This is a genomic window from Butyrivibrio proteoclasticus, assembly GCF_900115735.1.
GTDB lineage: Bacteria > Bacillota > Clostridia > Lachnospirales > Lachnospiraceae > Butyrivibrio > Butyrivibrio proteoclasticus_B.
In genome coordinates this window covers 19,170-42,429 of the sequence record NZ_FOXO01000021.1, presented here as the reverse complement: position 1 = coordinate 42,429, position 23,260 = coordinate 19,170, and the positions used below count along the sequence as shown (strand labels likewise).

Here is a 23,260-nt window from a genome sequence, read left to right as displayed (position 1 = left end):
AGAAAATAATACTGTGCTGGCACAGTTTTTTATTTTTTTTGACATATGACGAGCAACACGAACGAGGAAATGCGAAGCATTTTCGAGTTTGTGTCTGCTTCACACGAAAACACATGTGTCTGCTTCACACCCACATATTTGTATCTGCTTGACGTGTAAATATTCATTGTCATAGAGGGTGATAGATGTTATTATTTTTGTGTTTGAGCATTCATTACGTATTTAATGAGGAGAACCAAATGGTGGGAGAAAACAGATTGGAGAATTACAAGCACCTGGGCGAAGAGTGTGGTGTCTTTGGCATGTACGACTTCGATGGTGGTGATGTAGCAGAATCTATCTACTATGGGCTCGTTTCGCTCCAGCACAGAGGACAGGAAAGCTGTGGTATTGCTGTGAGCCAGACAAATGGTCCAAAAGGCAAGGTTTCCAGTTATAAAGATATGGGACTTGTCAATGAAGCGTTTACACCGGATATTCTGGATGGACTAAAGGGTGATATTGGTGTAGGTCATGTTCGCTATTCTACAGCAGGAAGCAGCACCAGAGAAAACGCTCAACCCTTAGTTCTTAATTATGTAAAAGGTACCCTGGCACTTGCCCATAACGGTAACCTAGTCAATGCACCTGAGCTGCGTCAAGAGCTCGCTTATACTGGTGCGATTTTCCAAACAACTATTGATTCAGAAGTAATTGCATATTATATTGCCAGAGAGAGGCTTGTGTCAAATTCGGTAGAAGAGGCAGTTGGAAAGGCTATGCTAAAGATAAAAGGCGCATACAGTCTTGTTATCATGTCTCCGAGGAAACTTATTGGCGCAAGAGATCCTTATGGATTTAAGCCTTTGGTAATAGGAAGAAGAGATAACTGTTATGTTCTGGCTTCTGAGACCTGTGCGCTTGACACAATAGGAGCTACATTTATAAGAGATGTTGAGCCGGGTGAGATAGTTACTATTTCTCCTGAAAAGGGAATCCAATCAGATAAATCAATGTGCATTGAGAAAGAAAAACATGCAAGATGCATATTTGAATATATTTATTTTTCAAGACCTGACAGTTCAATAGATGGGATTAGCGTTTACGATGCAAGAATCGCAGCAGGAAGGTTTTTGGCTAAGGATTCACCGGTAGAAGCGGATATGGTTGTGGGTGTTCCTGAATCCGGAAATGTGGCAGCTCTTGGATATGCCATGGAATCAGGAATTCCATATGGACAGGCCTTTGTAAAAAACTCTTATATCGGAAGAACATTTATTAAGCCAAAGCAGAAAAACAGAGAATCAAGTGTGCAGGTTAAGCTTAATGCACTGACAAGCGGTGTTAAAGGCAAGAGGATCATCATGATAGATGATTCCATTGTAAGAGGAACAACATCTGACCGAATTGTGAGGATGCTTCGCGATGCAGGGGCAAAAGAGGTGCATATGAGAGTAAGTTCACCGCCATTTTTGTGGCCTTGCTATTTTGGAACAGATGTGCCTGCAAGAGATCAGCTTATTGCATACAACAGGAATGTTGAAGATATTTGCAAGATAATAGGAGCAGATTCACTAGCTTACCTTAATATTGAGAGATTAGAGGAAATGGTAGGCGGAAAGCTTGGAATTTGCAAAGGATGCTTTACGGGGAAATACCCTGTTGAACCCCCGGTGGATGACATCAGAGGGGACTATGAGCGATAAAAATACCAGTATTATTCAGGAGGAATAGAATGAGTACAGACAGATACACAAGCCCATTATCAGAGCGTTATGCCAGCAAGGAGATGCAGTATATCTTTTCACAGGATATGAAGTTCAAGACCTGGAGAAAATTGTGGATTGCTCTCGCAGAAATAGAGAAAGACCTTGGGCTCAACATTACTCAGGAACAGATAGATGAACTTAAAGAGCATCAGGATGATATCAATTATGATGTTGCAAGAGCAAGAGAAAAGGAAGTTCGCCACGATGTTATGAGCCATGTATATGCTTATGGTCAGCAATGTCCTAAGGCCAAAGGCATTATCCACCTTGGCGCCACAAGCTGTTATGTTGGTGATAACACAGATATCATCGTTATGACTGAAGCTCTTAAGCTTGTTCGTAAAAAGCTTGTTAATGTAATTTATGAGCTTTCTAAGTTTGCTGACAAGTATAAGGATCTTCCAACTCTTGGTTTTACACACTTTCAGCCCGCACAGCCAACAACTGTAGGAAAAAGAGCTTCTCTATGGCTTCAGGACTTTACGATTGACCTTGAAGACCTTGACTATGTTATTGATAACATGAAGCTTTTGGGCTCAAAGGGAACAACAGGTACACAGGCTTCTTTCCTGGAGCTCTTTGACGGAGATCTATCAAAGGTAGACAAGCTTGATCCTATGCTCGCTGAAAAAATGGGATTTAAGGGCTGTATGTCTGTTTCAGGTCAGACCTACAGCAGAAAGATAGATATGAAGGTTATAAATGTTCTTGCAGGTATTGCGTCATCTGCAACAAAGATGGCTCAGGACATCAGACTCCTTCAGCATTTAAAAGAGGTTGAGGAACCATTTGAAAAGAGCCAGATCGGTTCATCAGCTATGGCCTATAAGAGAAATCCTATGAGAAGTGAAAGGATATGTTCTCTCTCAAGATATGTTATAATAGATACTCTTAATCCTGCTATTACTGAAGTGTCACAGTGGTTTGAAAGAACACTTGACGATTCAGCCAATAAGAGACTTTCAATTCCTGAAGGATTCCTGGCAACAGACGGTATCCTTGACCTTTGCCTTAATGTAGTAGACGGTCTTGTGGTTTACCCTAAGGTTATTGAGAAACATCTTTTGGCAGAACTTCCGTTCATGGCTACAGAGAATATCATGATGGATGCTGTTAAAGCAGGCGGAGACAGACAGGAACTCCATGAAAAGATCCGTGAGCTTTCTATGGAAGCCGGAAAGACAGTTAAAGTAGAGGGTAAGGACAATAACCTCCTTGAGCTTATAGCTGCTGATCCTGCATTCCATCTTTCACTTGATGAACTCAAGGCATCAATGGATCCTAAGAAGTATGTTGGATGCAGTGCACATCAGGTAGAGAAGTTCCTTACAGAAGTAGTTAATCCTATCATTGAGGAAAACAAGGATCTTCTTGGAGTTACAGCTGAGATTAATGTATAAAGGGCAAAAATATGAAGATTACAGAAATTTTTAAAGAAAAGGAAGTGACACTTTCATTCGAGGTATTTCCACCAAAGACAGATAATGGATATCCCGCTGTCGAGAAGGCTGCAGCTGAAATTGCAGCCCTCGGCCCGGATTTTATGAGCGTTACTTACGGAGCCGGCGGCGGAACAAGTAAAAACACAGCAAGTATTGCGGCAGATCTTCAGGATAAATATCATGTGCCGGTGCTTGCGCATTTGACATGTGTTTCATCTGATAAGGATCATGTCAGAAAAATGATCAATACCTACAAGGAAAAAGGCATTGAGAATATTATGGCTTTGCGTGGGGATATTCCAAAGGAGGGAAGAACTCATTTTGATTATAACCATGCAACAGAGCTTATCTATGACATTAAGTCCGTAGATCCTGATATATGTATTGGAGGAGCCTGCTATCCGGAGGGACATATAGAGTGCACAAGACAGTCAGAGGACATTCAGCACCTCAAAGAAAAAGTTGAGGCTGGATGCGACTTTTTGACCACTCAGATGTTTTTTGACAATTCCACTCTTTATCAGTTCTTGTATCGAATAAAGGATAAGGGCATTGATGTTCCTGTAATTCCTGGTATTATGCCTATTACAAATGAAAAACAGGTGGCCAGAAGTGTGGCTTTGTCAGGTTCAACAATTCCACAGAAGATGAAGATCATGGTGGACAGATTTCAGGATAATCCTGAAAAGCTTAAAGAGGCGGGAATCATCTATGCATGTGATCAGATAATTGATCTTATTTCAAACGGCGTTAGCCATATTCATGTTTATTCCATGAATAAGCCGGATATTGCAGCAGGAATCATGCGCAATCTAGGGGCTATTATAAAGTAATACTGTTAGGGGAAAAATAAAAAATGAACATTCAAAACAACATAAACCAAGAGGACTTTGATTATTCACAGGATGTAATAAAAAAGCTTTCTGATTATTTTGATTCAAAGGTTGTTGGACAAAAGGGGCTTAAATTTTCGCTTATCGCATCGATAATTGCAGACGGACATATACTTGTGGAATCAGTGCCCGGTCTTGCAAAGACTACAGCTGCCAAGGCAATTTCTGATGCTGTTGATGGCAAATTTGCACGTATTCAGTGTACACCTGATCTTTTACCGGGCGATATTGTGGGTACTCAGATCTATAACCAGGCTACACAGAAATTTGAGACTATTTTAGGACCTGTATTTGCCAACTTTGTCCTTCTTGATGAGGTAAACAGGTCTAGTGCCAAGACGCAGTCAGCCATGCTTGAAGCCATGCAGGAAAAGCAGGTTACAATCGGTGGAAAAGCTTACCACATGCCTGAGGATATCTTTATTGTAATTGCCACACAGAACCCGATCGAGCAGGAAGGTACATATCCTCTTTCAGAGGCTCAGACAGACAGATTCCTGATAAAAGAGGTAATCACATATCCTACAGCTGCTGAGGAGGTTGAGATTCTTAGCAGAATTGAGTCTGGAACTATTTCAAGAGTTGATCCGCCTGTTCTTACTATCAAGGATGTGGATAAGGTTCAGGATATTGTGGATAAGGTTTATGTTGATGATGCTATTAAATGGTATATTTCAAGCATTGTTGTTGCCAGCAGAAGAGCCAATCAGATTCCTGATTTTGAGCTTGGCAAGTATGTAAGGATAGGCGTAAGCCCGCGTGCTTCAATTGCTTTCCTTAAAATGTCCAAGGCAGCAGCCCTTATGCAGGGAAGAACTTATGTTACCCCTGAAGATGTCAAGCTTGTTCGCCATCAGGTATTAAGACACAGAATAGGTCTTAACTATTCAGCGGTTGCGGACAATATTTCTGTTGAGATGGTAATTGACGGAATCGTTAATTCCGTAAAAACTCCATGATAGAGAGCTGACAAAAATGAACATAGATTACGAGTATTTATCTAGAATAAGAAGGGCTGTAGCTCTTTATACCACAAAAAAGACCTCTAATATTCTTGAGGGAGATTTTCATTCTATCCATAAGGGCCGCAGCATGGATTTTGAGGATCTTAAGGAGTATACTCCGGGAGATGAAGTCCATGATATCGATTGGAAGTCATCTTCGAGAATGGGAAAAATTCTTGTACGAAGATATATGACAGACAGAAGACACAATATGATGTTTGTGTGCGATAGTGGTCTGAAAATGAAGGGCGATACTCCTTGCGGTGATTCCAAAAAGGAGATTGCCCTTATGACTTTTGGAATGCTTGCATATATTGCCGGTAGAAACGGATCTGATTTTGCTATAGCTTATTCTAAGGCAGATCAGCCAAGTGTCAGTTTGTTCAAGTCGGGACCTGACCATCTTGAGGGGCTTTTGTATGAGTACGAAAAGCATATTTGTGAGGACAACCAAAGAACAATAAGTCAGACTCTGATGGATGTTGTAAGTATGGTTCACAAGAGAATGATAATCGTTCTCATTACAGATATGGAAGGTCTATCAAGTATAAGTAAGGATACTGTCAGGGCGATAACCAAGGATCATGATCTCTTGGCTTTTGGAATTGAGGATGCGTCTTTATTTGGAGACAATGTATATGATCTCGAGAGCAGCCGATACGAGAGATTTTTCTTTTCTCACAGCAGAAAGTTAAAAGAGCTGGATAAAGAGATGAGAAAAGAACTCGGAGATCAGGTTCATGAGACCTGTAAGCAAAGCCGCGTTGCAGCAGTATCGCTCAAGGCTGAAAGCGAAATAATAGACAAGGCGATTGTCTTATTTGAAAGGTATCGACATGGAAACTACGGTTACATTACAACCACCCTTTGAGTATGGTATATGGGTGCTTGTAGTTTTTAGCATCTTGCTGGTGGCAGGAATAGCAGCAGTTATTTTTGCCATTTTTAAAATGAGAAACAGGGAAAATGTCCGTGAAGTAACTTCTGAAGATAAGGCTGTATATAAGAAGGCTGGACAGATTACACTTTATAATGCAAAAAGAAAGTATGTTTTGCAGACGCAGCGCTTAATTGCTGATTACAAAGCAAAAAAGATATCAAAGAGAGACGGCTATCAGAAGCTGAGTCTGATAATCAGGGGATTCGTGTTTGAGACAACTAAAATAGATGTCACAAAATGCACGTTAAGAGATTTGAAAGAATTAAAGCTATCTAAGCTTGATACTCTTATTGAGGAATATTATGTGCCTGAGTTTGGTGAGGATGCGAGATCAAAGAATATGAATCTTGAGGCTTCATGCAACAGGGCAATGGGAGTGATCAAAACATGGAACTGATGTATGAAAAGGTGGTTGTCTTTGGCTTAATAGCCGTTGCAGCTTTTGTTGCAGGGCTCTTTTATATAAAGAGGAAGACAAGCATTATATATGCAACGGGGATTAAGGCGGCTAACACAAAAAGATTAAGGCAGTCAAAGATTTATAAGAGTCTTGAGCAAAAGTATCTTGTGCTCAGATGCATTCTTATAGCGGGGATTATAGGAAGTATTGTTTCATCTTTGTTTCTTATAGCAAGACCTTATAAAAAAGATGATATATATAGTGGGGTAAAGAAGAGAGATATTATTCTTTGTTTGGACGTATCCTATTCTCTTTATGATCTTAACTACGAGATAACAGATTATCTTAAGGAAGTGGTTAAGGGACTTGAGGGAGACAGGATAGGAATAAACATCTTTAACACATCTACAGTCACATATGTCCCTTTAACTGATGATTATGAATATGTTCTTCAAAAGCTTGATGAGCTTAGTGAGTACTTTGCGCTTCAGAAAGAATATCAGGATAAGTACGGAGAGTATGTATATATTCCGGACGAGCTATTAGATGAGTACAATGAACTGGCTTTTAAGCTTGATTATTATGATGCGGGAACTCTTTACAATAATCAGGTCAAGGGATCGTCGCTTGTGGGAGAAGGACTTGGAACAGCTCTATATTCATTCCCATATCTTGGAGAGTCTGATAGGACAAGAGTTATCATAATGTGCACGGATAATGAGTTAAATGCCAGAAAGAAGCAGATAATGGATATTGAGGATGCAGCTAAAGCCTGTGCTCAAAATAAGGTTACTGTATTTGGCATATTTCCAAGCAAAGAAGCTTTCTATGCTCCTGATGAATATGATTATAATTCCTGTAAGGAAGAGTTCAAAACGGCTGTTGAATCAACCGGTGGCAAGTTTTATGTCCGCACACAGGATCAGGCTGTATCAGAGATTGTAAAAGATATACAGAAACAGGAAGCCATGCTGGTTAAGGTAGTTATGTCCAGACAGTATGTAGACCTTCCATACATTCCGTTTATTATTTTAATTATATGTCTGGCACTTGGATTGTCAGCAGGATTGGTGTTGCAAAGATGAGTATTTGGCCTATTTTTCCTGTTGTAGTTATGGTGTTTGTTCTTCTTGTGGTAGTAGCAGTTACTATGACTATAATTTTCAGGAACCCATTAAAACTAAAAGATAAGATATTAACCATTATCAGACTTGGACTTATATATGCTTTGGTTTTTTGCATAGGTTTAAGACCTGTGACTATGGACGATGAATATGAATTTTCGACAAAGAATCTAGACGTTCTTTTTGTAGTGGACACGACCATAAGTATGTGGGCTGGCGACTACAATGGATCAAAGGAAAGAATGGATGGTGTTATTAACGATACCAAATTCATAATCGATGAACTTGCAGGTTCTAATTTTGCACTGGTTACATTTGATGATCAGGCACATGTGCTTGCTCCGTTTACACAGGATTTTCAGTATATTGAGAATCTCTTTGAAACATTTTCTTCTCCGGACAGTACTATGGCAACGGGAAGTGACCTTTCTCTTCCATATAAAGATATTGAGTCATTGCTCTTATCATCGTCAAGAAAAGAAAACAGAAAGACCATTGTCTTTTATATAAGTGATGGTGAGATAACAAACGGTACAACTCTCTCTTCGTATACAGATCTTGCACAGTACGTAGATGGCGGTGCGGTCTTTGGATATGGCACTGAAACCGGTGGTAAAATGAAAGATGGCAGTTGGGGATATATCTACGATTATGACACTCATCAGGATGCAGTTTCCAGAATTGATGAAACAAATCTTAAACAGGTAGCACAGGATCTTGGAATAAATTATTACAATGTAAATGATGGTAATGCTGCCATAAAGGGTGAAATTGAACTGATTAAGCAAAGCAGTAAGACTATCGTTGAAAAGGGCATGGGAGCTGAAGCCTTTCAGGATACATATTTTTACTTTGCGATAGTTTTGGCATTTGTGCTTCTTTGGGAGCTCTTTGTAATTATAAGGAAAGGGAGGCTCTGATCATGAAAAAGATACCTATAAAGTATCTGACGATGCTTATAATATCAGTGGCTGTCGTGGCTATATCATTTTCTGCAATAGTCAGGGTCTTTGTGAATAAAGGATTTGTTGTTTCCTATGAACAGGGAATATATGATACTTCAAAAGAAAAGACGCTGTTTTTTATGAATTTTCCTCAGGGGTATATTCCTTATTATAATGTGGGAAATGTTTCATATCAGCAGGGTGACTACGTTAGCGCAATAAGTTATTACTATGATGCTCTGCGACTTAATCCAAAGGAACCATGGGACTGCCAAATCAGGATAAACCTGGCTCTTGCCCTTTGTTATACAATCGATTTTGACAATCTGGATTCTGAAGAAAAAATACAAAATGCTCTTTCTGTACTGTATCAGGCAAGAGGGGTACTGATTGAACATGGCTGTGCTGAAGATAAGGGCGAAAATGGTCATAATAAAGATGCACAGCAGTTAAAAGATGATATAGATAAGATGATCGAAAAGCTTCAGAAAAACGGTTCAGGTGGTAGAGAAGACGATCAGGAGCAAAAAGAATCAGAAGGTGAAGAGGAGCAGAAACAGTCAGGTGAATCTTCGAATTCCAGCAAGCAAAAGCAACAGCAGCAAGCTCTTGAGCAGAATAAAAAGAATGCTATGCAGGAACGACAGGAAGAAATAGATGATCTTGATGAGCATAAAAAGTATTCGGGTCAGAATTCGGACAACGGTGATCCGGAGGGTGGAAATGGTGAGAGTGGCGAAGATGAGGGCACTTCGTCAGGGCCCAAACATCCATGGTAGTATTAAACTTTTTTGTATCTTTGTTACTGTTCAGACAGAAATGCGCACTAAGCTGCGCATTTCGTGAGAACTTGATACGGGAGTGAGCGCATTCCATCGACGAAGTCGATTTGGAATGAATGCGCGAAGTGGTTACTGGAGCGAGCTGTATGCGAGTGAACAGTAACGTATCTTTATCTGCCCGGACGCATTGCTTCGTGAAGATGTTTGAATTGTATACAAGATGATGTATAATATATTCTGAAAAAGTGAATATGTTGTGTGAAAGGGGAAAATTATGAAAAAAAGTTTGTCAGCTACAATCGGGATTCTGCTGACAGTGTTGCTTGTGACTATCATGGGGCTTTCTGCTCCTAGTGTATCAAGGGCAGCTGAAACCACATTTTCCGGTACTGTTTCCGATAAGACAACTTCAGAAATTTTATATCTAAGCACCAGCGGTGGAACAATGGAGATAAAGATTGACAGCAATACTTCTATAAGCGGTACAAAGCTTGTTCTCCCTGGAAACACCATAAATTGTTCCTGCTATAGAGGAAGTGATGAGTACTGGCATGTATCTTCGATATCAGGATCAAGCCAGGTTGGCAAAGTTACATTAGATGCCTCTACCAAAACTACAGTGACGGGAAGAATAGTCAAGGGAACATCAGAAGAGTTATTATATCTTGTTATTGATAATGGAACGATGCAGATAAAAATGGATGATGATACAAACCTTGATGAGGTAACAATGCTTATAATTGGTAAGAAAGTAAAGGTTGTTGTTGAAAGAGGTTCTGATGCATATATGCATGCGATTTCAATTTCGGACGCAGAAAAAACTTCATCATCATCTGTAACAACTAATAATTCGAGCTCATCGTCTTCAGGGACTTCTGTTTCTGGGACAGTAGAGAAAGGAACTACATCTTCAGTCTTATACTTATCAACATCTGCGGGTACAATGGAATTTGTACTGGATCTTGGCACTGATGCGAGTGCATGTAGAGTTCTTTTACCCGGACAGAAGATATCAGTTGGCTATTATAGAGGAACGGATGCATGGAATCATACATCCAAACTTGTAAATAATTCAGACAGTGCATCAGCAACTGCTTCTCTTGATCCGTCAACTCAAGCTACCGTAACTGGTACTGTGGATGAAGATACCGATGAAGGAACACTTTATCTTGATACAAATGATGGTATGATGGAAATAAGACTTGATTCAAATACTAATTTCTCGAAGTGCCCCGTACTTCTTCTTGACAAGAGTGTTACAGTTGTTGCGCAGAGGGGAAGCGATGCTTATTATCACGCAGTAACAATTACATCAAATTATTGATGAGATATTTATATAAAATAAAAAAGCTCATAAGAGCTTTCGGTCCACTTTGTCTATAGTCTGGGGGCTTCGCAAGTAAAATCCGTGCGAAGCCTCTTTTTTATTTATTTTGCAGTCCAGCGGCCACTGGCACCGCAGGGAAGAACGAGACCATTGCCTTTTACGGGAAGACCGATTTCGTTTGCTTCTATAGTTCCGTCATGAATGGGATCAAGAACTGTATGGAGCATATACGAAAGTACTGCGGGCTGTAAACCTGTTGTATATGAATTAATGAGGAAGAATAAAGGATTATCGGAAAGAAGTTTTGAAGAAAGCTGTATAAATGGAAAAACAGATTCTTCAATTTTCCAGATTTCACCCTTTGGGCCTCTTCCATATGAAGGAGGATCCATTATAATTCCGTCGTACTTGTTTCCTCTTCTTATTTCTCTTTCTACAAACTTAACGCAGTCATCAACAAGATATCTGATAGGTGCATCTGATAAGCCTGAAGAAGCAGCGTTTTCTTTTGCCCATGCGACCATTCCCTTGGCAGCATCAACGTGTGTTACACTTGCTCCGGCCTTGGCAGCGGAAATAGTAGCGCCACCTGTGTAAGCGAATAAATTGAGTACCTTGATCGGTCTGTTTGCGTTAATAATTAATGAAGAGAACCAATCCCAGTTAGTAGCTTGCTCGGGAAAAAGACCTGTGTGCTTGAAACTAAATGGCTTAAGATTAAATGTAAGTTCCTTATAATTAATGGCCCATTCTTCCGGGAGTTTATGAAATTCCCATTCACCGCCACCTTTATTGCTTCTATGATAATGTCCGTTTGGCTTTTTCCATCCAAAATGCTTTTTCTCTGTATTCCAGATAACCTGAGGATCTGGACGAACAAGGAGATAGTCTCCCCATCTTTCAAGCTTCTCTCCGCTCGAAGTGTCCAAAACTTCATAGTCTTTCCAACCATCTGCAATCCACATATTATAATGCCTTTCCTCTATATTAATTTGTATTGTATAAAACATGCGTTTATAGTCTTTATGCTCGAAACATTGTATGTTACTGTTCAGTTCCTGACCAGTAACAAAGCAATTTTGCAATTAAATTGCTTCGCGATGGGCAAAATTGCCACATGAATCACTTTTTTACGCAGCCCAGCAGCACAGTGCTGGCTGCTGAATGAATAGTAATCATTGTACTACAGCGATCAGTTTTTCGTCATCATAATAGCATAAGAGATTAATAAACATCAAGAAAAACTGTCAAAAAAGGTGGATTTTGCGATAAAAGTGATTAATTTAAAAAAAGTTGTTGCAATATAAAATAAAATGCTTTATAGTAACATATGCTGTGACATGATAGCTATGAAGCGTGAGGTTGCTGCTTTATCCAGTTAAGCAGGTTTTCCGTGGAGCGAATGTCTAGAGGCCAGTTGCTTTGGCCAACCAAACTGACGACAAGTCACTGTACAGTTAATTCAATGTCTGCCGACTAACCCAAGGCAGAAACGACGTGTAGAAGTTCAAAGCCTTATTATGCATTCGAGGTTAGGACACACACGGGAGAGTGTACAGTCACCGCTTGTCGTACTTCATTAAAAGTGCGAAAAGGAGGCGACTTTTTTTATGGCAAATCAGGTAATGAGAATTACACTTAAGGCATATGATCATCAGCTTGTTGATGCATCTGCCAAGAAAATTATCGAGACAGTCAAGAAGAACGGTTCTCAGGTAAGTGGACCAGTACCTCTTCCTACAAAGAAGGAAGTAGTTACTATTCTTAGAGCGGTTCACAAGTACAAAGATTCTAGAGAACAGTTCGAGCAGAGAACACATAAGAGACTTATCGATATCATCACACCTACATCAAAGACAGTTGAGGCTCTTCAGAGACTCGAGATGCCAGCAGGTGTAAATATAAATATCAAGATGAAATAATTAAAAATCAATTCACCTCTACTAGTATGATGCGAGACGCATGATGCCGTGACTAACTGGATAATTGACACTGAAGTGCAATTTAAGCGACATTGCGAACGAACCAAGCATCCGCTGTAGATGTAATAAGGAGGTAAACAAACATGAAGAAGGCTATTTTAGCTACAAAAGTTGGAATGACTCAGATCTTCAAGGAAGATGGTTCATTAGTACCTGTAACTGTTCTTCAGGCAGGCCCATGCGTAGTAACACAGGTTAAGACAGTTGAGAACGATGGTTACAGCGCTGTTCAGGTTGGTTTTGTTGACAAGAAAGAAAAAGTTGTTAACAAGGACAAGAACGGAAATAAGACAATTTACCACCGCCACGGTGCTACAAAGGCTGAGCAGGGACATTTCAAAAAAGCAGGAGTTTCTTGCAAGAGATATGTAAGAGAGTTCAAGCTTGAAAACGCAGCTGAGTATTCACTTGGCGCTGAGATCAAGGCTGATATCTTTGCTGAAGGCGACAAGATTGATGCAACAGCAATATCAAAGGGAAAAGGATTCCAGGGTGCTATTAAGAAAAATGGTCAGCACAGAGGACCTATGGCACACGGTTCTAAGTTCCACCGTCATCAGGGTTCTAATGGTTCAAGTTCAGATCCTAGCCGCGTATTTAAGGGCAAGGGAATGCCTGGTCACATGGGTAGTGTAAAGGTAACAGTTCAGAATCTTGAGGTTGTAAGAGTAGATGCTGACAAGAATCTTATTCTTGTTAAGGGTGCTATTCCAGGACCTAAGAAGGGACTTGTTACAATTAAGGAAACAGTTAAAGTGGTAGGCTAATAGAACGCGAAAGGAGGACCATACAGATGGCTAATGTATCTGTTTACAATATGGAAGGCAAAGAAGTTGGCACAATCGATTTAAACGATGCTATCTTCGGAGTTGAAGTAAATGAACATCTCGTACACATGGCAGTTCTTCAGCAGCTCGCTGACAAGCGCCAGGGTACACAGAAAGCAAAAACACGTTCTGAAGTTTCCGGAGGCGGAAGAAAGCCTTGGAGACAGAAGGGAACCGGTCATGCAAGACAGGGTTCTATCAGAGCTCCTCAGTGGAAGGGCGGCGGAGTTGTATTCGCTCCAGTTCCAAGAGATTATTCTTTCAAGATGAACAAGAAGGAAAAGAGAGCTGCTCTTAAGTCTGCACTTACAGACAAGGCTCAGGCAGGCAACCTTATCGTTGTTGATGAGCTCAAGTTTGATGAGATCAAGACAAAGAGATTTGCAGAGGTTATGAACAACCTTAAGGCAACTCGTAAGGCTCTTGTAGTACTTGCTGATAATGACAAGAACGTAGTTCTTTCAGCTAGAAATCTTGTTGAGGCAAATACAACACTTACAAATACACTTAATGTATATGATATCGTAAACGCTAGAACACTCGTCCTTACAAAGGATGCAGTTGCTAAGATAGAGGAGGTGTATTGCTAATGGCAGCATTACAGTATTATGACGTAATCCTTAAGCCGGTTCTTACAGAGAAGAGCATGGCTGGCATGAGCGAGAAGAAGTACACTTTCCTTGTTAATCCTGAAGCTAACAAGACACAGATCAAGGAAGCTGTAGAGAAGATGTTCGAAGGTGCTAAGGTTGCTAAAGTTAACACAATAAATGCAGCTGGTAAGATGAAGAGACGTGGAATGACAGTCGGATTCACAGCTAAGACAAAGAAAGCAATCGTACAGCTTACAGAAGATAGCAAGGATATCGAGATCTTCCAGGGACTCTAATTTAGATAATGATAATTATACGTGCGAATCCAATATTGAGTCCGGGATTCAAGTGATAAGTCACTAGTCACGTGATAAAGAAAAAGGAGAAAAAATCATGGGAATTAAGAAATACGGCCCATATACCCCATCCAGAAGAAACATGACTGGATCTGATTTCTCAGAGATTACAAAGTCTGCTCCAGAGAAGTCACTTGTTGTTTCAAAGAACAGCAGAGCTGGTCGTAACAACCAGGGTAAGATCACTGTTAGACATCGTGGATGCGGCGGCAGAGTTAAGTACAGAATCATTGATTTCAAGAGAAATAAGGACGATATGCCTGCAAAGGTTATCGGAATTGAGTATGATCCTAACAGATCAGCTAATATTGCACTTATTCAGTACGAGGATGGCACAAAAGCTTACATCCTTGCACCTAACGGTTTAACTGATGGAATGACAGTTATGAACGGAGCAGGCGCTGAAATTCGTGTTGGTAACTGCCTCCCTCTTTCAGAGATTCCTGTCGGTGAAAACGTACACAACATTGAGCTTTATCCTGGAAAGGGCGGCCAGATGGTTCGTTCAGCAGGAAACGCTGCACAGCTCATGGCTAAAGAAGGAAAGTATGCAACACTTCGTCTTCCTTCAGGCGAGATGAGAATGGTTCCTATCGAGTGCAGAGCAACAATCGGTGTTGTAGGAAATGGTGATCACAACCTTATTAACTATGGTAAGGCCGGAAGAATTCGTCACATGGGTATCCGCCCAACAGTTCGTGGTTCTGTTATGAACCCTAATGACCATCCACACGGTGGTGGTGAAGGAAGAGCTCCTATCGGACGTTCTGGTCCTAGCACACCTTGGGGTAAGCCAGCTCTTGGTTATAAGACACGTAAGGCTAAGAAGGCTTCTAACAAGCTCATCGTAAGAAGAAGAAACGGTAAAGCCATCAAATAAGGAGGAATAAAATGTCTAGATCACTTAAAAAGGGACCTTTTGCAGACGCAAGCCTGCTTAAGAAGATAGATGCTATGAACGCTGAGGGCCAGAAGCAGATTGTTAAGACATGGTCACGTCGTTCTACAATTTTCCCGTCTTTTGTTGGACACACAATTGCTGTTCATGACGGAAGAAAGCATATTCCTGTATATGTTACTGAAGATATGGTTGGACACAAGCTCGGTGAGTTTGTTCCTACAAGAACATTCAGAGGACATGCTGGAAATACTCCCGCTGAGAGAAAGAGCAGCATAAACTAATTATTCGTTCGATGAAAGGAGGAAATTTCCATGGAAATGGAGATCAAGCATAGATCAAAGATTAAAAGAGAAAGAAATCGTGACAATAAAGAAACAAGACCTTTTGCAAAGTTATCTTACGCAAGAATACCAGTTCAGAAGGCATGCTTTGTCATGGATGCTATCAGAGGAAAGGATGTTGAGACTGCACTTGCAATCCTTCAGTACAATCCTAGATATGCTTCAAGCGTAATCTACAAGCTCCTTAACAGTGCTGTAGCTAACGCTGAGAATAACAAAGGTATGAACAGATCAAACCTCTACATTGCTGAGTGTACAGCTAGCAACGGCCCTATCATGAAGAGAATTCAGCCTAGAGCGCAGGGTAGAGCGTACAGAATCAACAAGAGAATGAGTCATCTGACTGTTATTTTGGACGAAAGATAATTGAAAGGAGAACCTAAGAATGGGACAGAAAGTTAATCCTCATGGCCTCAGAGTTGGTGTAATCGCTGACTGGGATTCCAAGTGGTATGCTGAATCTGGCGATTTCGCCAATAATCTTGTAGAAGATTATAATATCAGAAAATTTCTGAAGAAGAAGTTATATGCAGCTGGTGTTTCTAAGATTGAAATCGAGAGAGCATCAGATAGAATTAAGGTTATCGTTTACACAGCAAAGCCTGGTGTTGTTATTGGTAAGGGCGGTGCTGAAATCGAGGTAACTAAGAAAGAGCTTTCAAAGCTTACAGATAAGAAAGTTCTTGTTGATATTAAAGAAATCAAGAAGCCTGATAAGGATGCACAGCTTGTTGCAGAGAATATCGCTCAGCAGCTTGAGAATCGTGTATCATTCAGAAGAGCAATGAAGTCATGCATGAGCAGAACAATGAAGACAGATGCTCTTGGTATCAAGGCATGCTGTTCAGGTCGTCTTGGCGGCGCTGATATCGCTCGTTCAGAGTTCTACAGCGAGGGAACTATTCCTCTTCAGACACTCAGAGCAGATATCGATTATGGTTTTGCTGAAGCAGATACAACCTACGGTAAGGTTGGTGTAAAGGTATGGATCTACAAGGGTGAAGTACTTCCAACTAAAGCAGGTGAGAGTTCAGATAAGGAAGGGAGCGATAAATAATGTTAATGCCAAAGAGAGTTAAGCACCGCAAGCAGTTCCGCGGTTCAATGGCTCATAAAATTACTCGTGGTACCACAATCACTTATGGTGAGTATGGAATTGTTGCGCTTGAGCCTTGCTGGATCAATTCAAACCAGATTGAGGCAGCCCGTGTAGCTATGACACGTTTCATCAAGCGTGGTGGTCAGGTTTGGATCAAAATCTTCCCTGACAAGCCTATCACTTTAAAGCCTCTTGGAACTCGTATGGGTTCTGGTAAGGGCGCAGTTGATAGATGGGTAGCTGTTGTTAAGCCAGGTCGTGTAATGTTCGAAATCGGCGGAGTTTCCGAGGACGATGCAAGAGAAGCACTTCGTCTTGCAACACATAAACTTCCTTGCAAGTGCAAGATTGTTTCAAAGGCTGATTTGGAAGGCGGTGTATCTAATGAAAACTAATAAGTATGTAGAAGAGCTTCTGGCAAAGTCTGCTGATGAACTTCAGACAGAGCTTGTTTCAGCTAAAAAGGAACTTTTCAACTTAAAATTCCAGAACGCTACAAACCAGTTGGATAATACAGCAAGAATTAAAGAAGTAAGAAGAAATATTGCAAGAATCCAGACTGTAATCACACAGAATGCAAAGGCAGCTAACTAAGCACTTTGTTTAATCTAAAAGGAGAAAAGATCGTGGAAAGAAATTTAAGAAAAACGCGTGTTGGTAAAGTAACAAGCGATAAGATGGACAAGACCATCACAGTTTCCATTGAGGACCATGTTAAGCATCCTCTTTACAAGAAGATCGTAAAGAGAACATATAAGCTTAAAGCTCATGACGAGAACAATGAGTGCCGTATTGGTGACACAGTTAAGGTCATGGAGACAAAGCCTATCTCCAAAGATAAGAGATGGAGACTTGTATCCATTATAGAACGTGCAAAGTAATTCGAAAAAAGGAGAAATATCATGATTCAGCAGGAAAGTAGACTTAAGGTCGCTGATAACACTGGTGCTAAAGAGCTCCTTACAATTCGTGTTATGGGTGGATCTACAAGAAGATATGCGAGAATCGGCGACACAATCGTTGCTTCTGTTAAAGAAGCAACACCCGGTGGAGTTGTAAAGAAGGGTGATGTAGTTAAAGCTGTTGTCGTTCGTACTGTAAAAGAGACACGTCGTAAGGACGGTTCCTACATCAGATTTGATGAGAACGCTGCTGTTGTTATCAATGAAGATGGTACGCCTAAGGGAACACGTATTTTTGGACCCGTAGCTAGAGAGCTTCGTGAGAAGAAATTCATGAAGATCCTTTCTCTTGCTCCGGAAGTATTATAAGGAGGCGCCCAGATGTCAACAAGTAAGATTAAGAAGGGTGATATGGTTAAAGTTATCGCCGGAAGAGAAATCGATAAAGAAGGAAAGGTTCTTTCTGTTGATACTAAGAACGGAAAGGTCGTTGTTGAGGGCCTTAACAAGGTTACAAAGCACGAGAAGCCTTCTGCTAAGAATCCTAATGGCGGTATTGTAGAGCGCGAAGCTGCTCTTGATATCTCAAACGTTGTGTATCTTCATAACGGACAGCCTACCAAGATCGGATTCAAGGTTGAAAAGGATGAGAATGGTAAGGTTGTAAAGAAAAACCGCATCGCTAAAAAGACTGGTGAGGTTATCGACTAATTTAGGAAGGAGGTATTAAGCGTTGAGTAGATATAAAGATTTATACAAGAACGAGATCGTTGATGCAATGACAAAGAAGTTCGGTTACAAGAATGTAATGGAAGTTCCAAAGCTTGACAAGATCGTTATCAATATGGCAGTTGGTGAAGCTAAAGAGAATGCTAAGCTTCTTGAGAATGCTGCTAACGATATGGCTATTATTTCAGGTCAGAAGCCTGTTTACACAAAGGCTAAGAAGTCAATCGCTAACTTCAAATTAAGAGAGGGTATGCCAATCGGATGTAAGGTTACTCTTCGTGGCGACAAGATGTACGATTTCCTTGATCGTCTCGTAAACCTTGCTCTTCCTCGTGTACGTGACTTCAGAGGAATCAACCCTAACTCTTTCGATGGAAGAGGAAACTATGCTCTTGGTATCAAAGAGCAGCTTATCTTCCCTGAAATCGAGTATGATAAGATTGACAAGACAAGAGGTATGGACATTATTTTCACAACAACAGCAAAGACAGATGAAGAGGCTCGTGAGCTCCTTACACTGTTCAATATGCCTTTTGCAAAGTAATTAAGGAGGAAATAGGACAAGATGGCTAAATTATCCATGAAGTTGAAACAGCAGATGAAACCAAAGTTCTCTACACGAGCTTACAATCGTTGTAAGATCTGTGGTCGTCCTCATGCTTACCTTAGAAAATACGGAATCTGCAGAATTTGTTTCCGTGAACTTGCATATAAGGGCGAAATCCCAGGTGTTCGTAAGGCATCTTGGTAAGCTGCAAAAACTTGGCGAAGTATTTTTAAGCCTGGTTTGAGCGTGTTCTGGCGAGGACTTTAGTCCGAGAGCGGAACTTCATTTGCTGATAAGTGGTCCGGGATGGGGACCACAAACTATTAATATGATTCCATTGCGGCTTCGTGTCTCTGCTCAATTTGGGGAGTAGTAAGGCGAAGCAAGAATAATTAAGGAGGCAATTATAAAATGGCAATGAATGATCCTATTGCAGATATGCTTACAAGAATTCGTAATGCAAATACTGCTAAGCATGACACAGTTGATGTTCCTTCATCAAAGATGAAGCTTGCAATTGCAAACATTCTTCTTGAAGAAGGTTATATTAAGAAGCTTGATGTTGTTGAAGATGGTGTTTTCAAGACTCTTCACATCACTCTTAAGTACGGCGTTGACAGAAATGATAAAGTTATCACAGGGCTTAAGAGAATCTCAAAGCCTGGTCTTCGTGTATACGCAGGCAAGGATGAGCTTCCTAGAGTATTAGGTGGTCTTGGTATTGCAATCATTTCTACAAACCAGGGCGTTGTAACTGATAAAAAAGCAAGAGAGCTCCAGGTTGGTGGAGAAGTTCTTGCATTCATTTGGTAAATTGGAGGTACGGGCATGTCACGAATCGGAAAAATGCCAATCGCAATTCCTGCAGGTGTAACTGTAGAGGTTGCAGAAAATAATAAGGTGACTGTAAAGGGTCCTAAGGGTACTCTTACAAGAGTTTTCCCAGCTGAGATTATTTTCTCACAGGAAGATGGAAAAATCGAGGTTAAGAGACCTGACGATCAGAAGAAGACTAGAGCTTTACATGGTCTTTCAAGAAGCCTTCTTAATAACATGGTTATTGGTGTTACAGATGGCTACGAAAAGAAGCTTGAGGTTAACGGTGTAGGTTACAGAGCTGCTAAGAATGGTAAGACACTCTCTCTGACACTTGGTTATTCTCACCCTGTAGAACTTGTTGATCCAGAAGGAATTGAGACAGTTGTTGAGGGTCAGGTAATTACAGTTAAGGGAATTGATAAGGAAGCAGTTGGACAGCACGCTGCAATCATCAGAGAAAAGAGAGCTCCAGAGCCATATAAGGGCAAGGGTATCAAGTACGCTGATGAGGTTATCAGACGTAAAGTTGGTAAGACTGGTAAGAAATAATTAAGATAAGGAGAGTGCAAAATGGTTAGTAAGGAATCAAGATCAAAAATTCGTGCTAAAAAGCACATGAGGATTCGTAATCGTTTCAGCGGTACAGCTGAAAGACCACGTCTCGCAGTTTTTAGAAGCAATAATCATGTATATGCACAGGTTATTGATGATGTAGCCGGCAAAACAATTGTATCTGCTTCAACTCTTGAGAAAGATATCAAGGCTGAGCTTAAAAATACAGATGACATTGATGCTGCTTCAAAGGTAGGAAGCGTAGTTGCTCAGAGAGCAATGGAAAAAGGTATCAAAGCCGTTGTATTTGACAGAGGTGGATATGTCTACCACGGCAAGGTAAAAGCACTTGCTGATGCTGCCAGAGAAGCTGGCCTGGAATTCTAAGAAGGGAGAAAACACATAATGAAGCGTACAATCGTAGATGCTAGTCAGCTCGAATTGACAGATAAAGTTGTAACCATCAAACGTGTTACAAAGGTTGTTAAGGGTGGACGTAACATGAAGTTCACAGCACTTGTTGTAGTTGGTGACAACAATGGACACGTTGGTGTTGGTCTGGGCAAATCAACAGAAATCCCAGATGCTATCCGTAAGGGTAAGGAAGATGCTACAAAGAACCTTATTACTGTTCCTCTTGATGAGAACAACAGTATTACACATGATTTCGTAGGTAAGTTTGGTTCAGCCGAAGTATTACTTAAGAGATCTCCAGAAGGTACTGGTATCATCGCTGGTGGTCCTGCTCGTTCCGTATGTGAGCTTGCTGGAATCAGAAATATCAGAACTAAGTCACTTGGTTCTAACAACAAGCAGAACGTTGTTTATGCTACAATCAATGGTCTTGCTCAGTTAAAGACACCTGAAGAAGTTGCAGCAAAGCGCGGTAAGTCTGTATCAGAAGTAACCGCATAATAGGAGGAAGAGTGATGGCAAGCGAGAAGAAACTTAAAATCACATTGGTTAAGTCCACAATCGGTGCTGTACCTAAGCAGGTAGCAACAGTAAAATCAATGGGATTCAAGAAACTTAACAGTTCTGTTGAACTTCCTGACAACTCAGCTACTAGAGGTCAGATTCAGCAGATCAGACACCTTGTTAAGGTTGAAGAAATCTGATAAGGTAAGCGAAACATAAAATGTAACTGGAGCTGTATTACGTACGCGCAAGTGGTGTATAATAGTTATATGCTGCGCATAGCGGTATAAGCTCCAGTGTTTATAAGGAGGAATATCATGGAATTATCCAACTTAAGACCTGCAGAAGGTTCAGTTCAGAGCGATAATTTTAGAAGAGGCCGTGGTCATGGTTCAGGAAACGGTAAGACTGCTGGTAAGGGACACAAGGGTCAGAAGGCTCGTTCAGGAGCTCCAAGACTTGGTTTCGAAGGTGGTCAGATGCCACTTTTCAGAAGACTTCCTAAGAGAGGCTTCAAGAACATCAATCGTAAGAATATCATAGGTATCAATGTAAGCGCACTTGAAGTGTTCGACAACGGAGCTGTTGTTGATGTTCAGGCACTTAAGGATATGGGCATCGTAAAGAAAGAGCTTGACGGTGTAAAGATTCTTGGAAATGGCGAATTTACTAAGAAGCTTACGGTTAAGGCTAATGCTTTCAGCGCATCAGCTAAAGAAAAAATCGAGGCACTTGGTGGAACAACAGAGGTGATCTAATGTTTAAGTCCCTAATGAATGCATTAAAAGTAAAAGAAATTCGTTTGAAAATTCTATTTACTCTTGCAATGCTAGCCCTGATCAGACTTGGTTCTGCAATTCCAGTACCTGGAATGAATACATCAGTATTTAGAAATTGGTTTCAGGGTTTGACAGAGAGTGATGCATTTGGCTTTATGGATCGATTTACCGGTGGATCATTTGAGAATATGTCAATTTTGGCACTCAATATTACACCATACATTACATCTTCTATTATCATTCAGCTTCTCACAATTGCTATTCCTAAATTTGAAGAATGGCAAAGGGATGGTGAGGATGGAAGAAAGAAGCTTACAGCACTTACAAGATATATCACTGTAGCTTTAGCACTTATCGAATCCATCGCAATGTCAATCGGGTTCTATAGAAATACAGGCTTCTTAACATCACAGTCTATTTTTCTTGTAATTCAGATTGTAGCAGCACTCACAGCTGGTAGTGCATTCCTGATGTGGATTGGTGAAAGAATCACAGAAAATGGGGTTGGAAACGGTATATCAATAGTTCTGACTATCAACATTCTTTCAAGAATGCCGTCAGATATTAGCTCACTATTCGGACAGTTTGTGAGCGGAAAGCCTATTGCAAGGGGAGTAGTATCAGCAATTGTTATTATTGCAGTTATTATTGCAATGGTAGTGTTGGTCGTTCTTCTTAATGGTGCTGAGCGTAGAATTCCTGTTCAGTATGCTAAGAAGATTCAGGGAAGAAAAACTTACGGTGGAAGCCGTTCAGAGATTCCTCTCAAGGTCAATACAGCAGGCGTTATGCCTATTATTTTTGCAATGTCTCTCTTCCAGTTCCCAATCATTATTAGTCAGCTTGTTGGCTATAATGGTTCAGGATTTTGGGGACAGTTTATTGCATATTTAAACCAGAGTAACTGGTGCAATCCCAACCATTGGAATTATTCAATTGGGTTGGTTGTTTACATTTTACTGCTTATCTTTTTTGCATATTTCTATACATCAATCACATTTAATCCGATTGAGATTGCAGATAATATGAAAAAGCAGGGCGGCTTTATTCCTGGAATCAGACCAGGTAAGCCAACAAGTGATTATCTTACAAGTATCTTGAACTATATCATTTTTATAGGAGCATGTGGTCTTACAATCATTGGTGTATTACCAATCTTCTTTAATGGTATGTTTGGAGCAAGCGTTTCATTTGGTGGAACAAGCCTTATCATCGTGGTAAGTGTTATCTTAGAGACAATCAAGCAGATTGAATCTCAGATGCTTGTACGTAATTACAAAGGATTCCTGGAAGATTAATTGGTAACTTAAA

The 23,260-nt window shown here is 40.5% G+C and carries 33 protein-coding genes; 32 read left to right on the top strand and 1 reads right to left on the bottom strand.

The window, feature by feature from the left end; all coding sequences use genetic code 11:
• Positions 1-239: 239 nt before the first annotated feature.
• From purF to BM146_RS12890, 10 genes are all read left to right on the top strand, one after another.
• The gene (gene purF / locus BM146_RS12935; protein ID WP_074889730.1) at positions 240-1,685 is read left to right on the top strand and encodes an amidophosphoribosyltransferase; all 1,446 of its coding nucleotides are present in this window, start codon (positions 240-242) and stop codon (positions 1,683-1,685) included.
• 29 nt (positions 1,686-1,714) lie between these two features.
• Complete coding sequence (gene purB / locus BM146_RS12930; RefSeq protein ID WP_074889727.1) at positions 1,715-3,148, top strand: adenylosuccinate lyase; 1,434 nt, start codon at positions 1,715-1,717, stop codon at positions 3,146-3,148.
• A gap of 11 nt (positions 3,149-3,159) precedes the next feature.
• Positions 3,160-4,023 carry a methylenetetrahydrofolate reductase [NAD(P)H] gene (gene metF, locus BM146_RS12925; protein ID WP_074889724.1) on the top strand — a complete coding sequence of 288 codons (864 nt, stop codon included), beginning with the start codon at positions 3,160-3,162 and terminating at the stop codon, positions 4,021-4,023.
• A gap of 23 nt (positions 4,024-4,046) precedes the next feature.
• The gene (locus BM146_RS12920; protein ID WP_022772914.1) at positions 4,047-5,042 is read left to right on the top strand and encodes an AAA family ATPase; all 996 of its coding nucleotides are present in this window, start codon (positions 4,047-4,049) and stop codon (positions 5,040-5,042) included.
• Positions 5,043-5,058: 16 nt separating this feature from the next.
• Entirely contained in the window at positions 5,059-5,958 is a 900-nt protein-coding gene (locus BM146_RS12915; RefSeq protein ID WP_074889721.1) for a DUF58 domain-containing protein, read from the top strand.
• Positions 5,924-6,424, top strand: coding sequence for a hypothetical protein (locus BM146_RS12910; protein ID WP_143087488.1), 501 nt, complete (start codon positions 5,924-5,926; stop codon positions 6,422-6,424). The genes BM146_RS12915 and BM146_RS12910 overlap by 35 nt, the downstream gene beginning before the upstream one ends.
• The gene (locus tag BM146_RS12905; protein WP_074889715.1) at positions 6,415-7,512 is read left to right on the top strand and encodes a VWA domain-containing protein; all 1,098 of its coding nucleotides are present in this window, start codon (positions 6,415-6,417) and stop codon (positions 7,510-7,512) included. The genes BM146_RS12910 and BM146_RS12905 overlap by 10 nt, the downstream gene beginning before the upstream one ends.
• Positions 7,467-8,471 (top strand): vWA domain-containing protein, encoded by a 1,005-nt coding sequence (locus BM146_RS12900; RefSeq protein ID WP_083413543.1) that lies wholly within the window; start codon positions 7,467-7,469, stop codon positions 8,469-8,471. Before BM146_RS12905 ends, BM146_RS12900 begins: the two co-directional genes overlap by 46 nt.
• A gap of 2 nt (positions 8,472-8,473) precedes the next feature.
• Positions 8,474-9,274, top strand: a complete 801-nt coding sequence (locus BM146_RS12895; RefSeq protein WP_074889709.1) for a tetratricopeptide repeat protein — start codon at positions 8,474-8,476, stop codon at positions 9,272-9,274.
• A gap of 277 nt (positions 9,275-9,551) precedes the next feature.
• Positions 9,552-10,601, top strand: a complete 1,050-nt coding sequence (locus BM146_RS12890) for a hypothetical protein (RefSeq protein ID WP_074889706.1) — start codon at positions 9,552-9,554, stop codon at positions 10,599-10,601.
• A gap of 104 nt (positions 10,602-10,705) precedes the next feature.
• On the opposite strand, the gene BM146_RS12885 is transcribed toward BM146_RS12890, so the two are convergent.
• On the bottom strand, positions 10,706-11,569 hold the full coding sequence (locus BM146_RS12885; protein ID WP_074889703.1) for a class I SAM-dependent methyltransferase: 864 nt from the start codon (positions 11,567-11,569) through the stop codon (positions 10,706-10,708).
• 645 nt (positions 11,570-12,214) lie between these two features.
• On the opposite strand from BM146_RS12885, the gene rpsJ reads away from it, so the two are divergent.
• The 22 genes from rpsJ (at position 12,215) to secY (ending at position 23,247) form a co-directional block, all read left to right on the top strand.
• Complete coding sequence (rpsJ, locus tag BM146_RS12880; RefSeq protein WP_013279995.1) at positions 12,215-12,526, top strand: 30S ribosomal protein S10; 312 nt, start codon at positions 12,215-12,217, stop codon at positions 12,524-12,526.
• Between the two features lie 143 nt (positions 12,527-12,669).
• Positions 12,670-13,353: a 50S ribosomal protein L3 gene (gene rplC, locus BM146_RS12875; RefSeq protein WP_074889700.1), complete on the top strand. Its 684-nt coding sequence runs from the start codon at positions 12,670-12,672 to the stop codon at positions 13,351-13,353.
• Positions 13,354-13,379: 26 nt separating this feature from the next.
• Positions 13,380-14,003 carry a 50S ribosomal protein L4 gene (rplD, locus tag BM146_RS12870; protein WP_074889697.1) on the top strand — a complete coding sequence of 208 codons (624 nt, stop codon included), beginning with the start codon at positions 13,380-13,382 and terminating at the stop codon, positions 14,001-14,003.
• Positions 14,003-14,302 (top strand): 50S ribosomal protein L23, encoded by a 300-nt coding sequence (rplW, locus tag BM146_RS12865; protein ID WP_022772927.1) that lies wholly within the window; start codon positions 14,003-14,005, stop codon positions 14,300-14,302. Before rplD ends, rplW begins: the two co-directional genes overlap by 1 nt.
• Before the next feature lie 97 nt (positions 14,303-14,399).
• Positions 14,400-15,242, top strand: coding sequence for a 50S ribosomal protein L2 (gene rplB, locus BM146_RS12860; protein WP_074889693.1), 843 nt, complete (start codon positions 14,400-14,402; stop codon positions 15,240-15,242).
• Between the two features lie 11 nt (positions 15,243-15,253).
• Entirely contained in the window at positions 15,254-15,544 is a 291-nt protein-coding gene (gene rpsS, locus BM146_RS12855) for a 30S ribosomal protein S19 (RefSeq protein WP_074889689.1), read from the top strand.
• Positions 15,545-15,580: 36 nt separating this feature from the next.
• A complete protein-coding gene (gene rplV / locus BM146_RS12850) occupies positions 15,581-15,970 on the top strand; it encodes a 50S ribosomal protein L22 (protein ID WP_026663744.1) in 390 nt (129 codons plus the stop codon).
• 19 nt (positions 15,971-15,989) lie between these two features.
• Positions 15,990-16,661 carry a 30S ribosomal protein S3 gene (rpsC, locus tag BM146_RS12845; protein WP_074889686.1) on the top strand — a complete coding sequence of 224 codons (672 nt, stop codon included), beginning with the start codon at positions 15,990-15,992 and terminating at the stop codon, positions 16,659-16,661.
• Positions 16,661-17,098 (top strand): 50S ribosomal protein L16, encoded by a 438-nt coding sequence (gene rplP / locus BM146_RS12840; RefSeq protein ID WP_074889683.1) that lies wholly within the window; start codon positions 16,661-16,663, stop codon positions 17,096-17,098. The genes rpsC and rplP overlap by 1 nt, the downstream gene beginning before the upstream one ends.
• A complete protein-coding gene (gene rpmC / locus BM146_RS12835) occupies positions 17,088-17,297 on the top strand; it encodes a 50S ribosomal protein L29 (protein WP_022772935.1) in 210 nt (69 codons plus the stop codon). The genes rplP and rpmC overlap by 11 nt, the downstream gene beginning before the upstream one ends.
• 32 nt (positions 17,298-17,329) lie before the next feature.
• A complete protein-coding gene (gene rpsQ, locus BM146_RS12830) occupies positions 17,330-17,584 on the top strand; it encodes a 30S ribosomal protein S17 (protein WP_013280005.1) in 255 nt (84 codons plus the stop codon).
• 21 nt (positions 17,585-17,605) lie between these two features.
• A complete protein-coding gene (gene rplN / locus BM146_RS12825; RefSeq protein WP_013280006.1) occupies positions 17,606-17,974 on the top strand; it encodes a 50S ribosomal protein L14 in 369 nt (122 codons plus the stop codon).
• A gap of 12 nt (positions 17,975-17,986) precedes the next feature.
• Positions 17,987-18,316: a 50S ribosomal protein L24 gene (rplX, locus tag BM146_RS12820; protein ID WP_022772937.1), complete on the top strand. Its 330-nt coding sequence runs from the start codon at positions 17,987-17,989 to the stop codon at positions 18,314-18,316.
• A 22-nt stretch (positions 18,317-18,338) separates the two neighbouring features.
• Positions 18,339-18,878 carry a 50S ribosomal protein L5 gene (rplE, locus tag BM146_RS12815; RefSeq protein WP_022772938.1) on the top strand — a complete coding sequence of 180 codons (540 nt, stop codon included), beginning with the start codon at positions 18,339-18,341 and terminating at the stop codon, positions 18,876-18,878.
• 21 nt (positions 18,879-18,899) lie between these two features.
• Positions 18,900-19,085, top strand: coding sequence for a type Z 30S ribosomal protein S14 (locus tag BM146_RS12810; RefSeq protein WP_022764364.1), 186 nt, complete (start codon positions 18,900-18,902; stop codon positions 19,083-19,085).
• Between the two features lie 207 nt (positions 19,086-19,292).
• Positions 19,293-19,694, top strand: coding sequence for a 30S ribosomal protein S8 (gene rpsH, locus BM146_RS12805; RefSeq protein ID WP_074889680.1), 402 nt, complete (start codon positions 19,293-19,295; stop codon positions 19,692-19,694).
• A 15-nt stretch (positions 19,695-19,709) separates the two neighbouring features.
• Entirely contained in the window at positions 19,710-20,249 is a 540-nt protein-coding gene (gene rplF, locus BM146_RS12800; protein WP_074889676.1) for a 50S ribosomal protein L6, read from the top strand.
• A gap of 21 nt (positions 20,250-20,270) precedes the next feature.
• Positions 20,271-20,639: a 50S ribosomal protein L18 gene (gene rplR / locus BM146_RS12795; protein ID WP_074889672.1), complete on the top strand. Its 369-nt coding sequence runs from the start codon at positions 20,271-20,273 to the stop codon at positions 20,637-20,639.
• Positions 20,640-20,657: 18 nt separating this feature from the next.
• The gene (gene rpsE / locus BM146_RS12790; RefSeq protein WP_022772944.1) at positions 20,658-21,167 is read left to right on the top strand and encodes a 30S ribosomal protein S5; all 510 of its coding nucleotides are present in this window, start codon (positions 20,658-20,660) and stop codon (positions 21,165-21,167) included.
• 14 nt (positions 21,168-21,181) lie between these two features.
• Complete coding sequence (gene rpmD, locus BM146_RS12785) at positions 21,182-21,370, top strand: 50S ribosomal protein L30 (RefSeq protein WP_022764368.1); 189 nt, start codon at positions 21,182-21,184, stop codon at positions 21,368-21,370.
• A gap of 117 nt (positions 21,371-21,487) precedes the next feature.
• Complete coding sequence (gene rplO / locus BM146_RS12780) at positions 21,488-21,928, top strand: 50S ribosomal protein L15 (protein WP_074889669.1); 441 nt, start codon at positions 21,488-21,490, stop codon at positions 21,926-21,928.
• A complete protein-coding gene (gene secY, locus BM146_RS12775) occupies positions 21,928-23,247 on the top strand; it encodes a preprotein translocase subunit SecY (protein WP_074889666.1) in 1,320 nt (439 codons plus the stop codon). Before rplO ends, secY begins: the two co-directional genes overlap by 1 nt.
• Positions 23,248-23,260 lie beyond the last annotated feature (13 nt).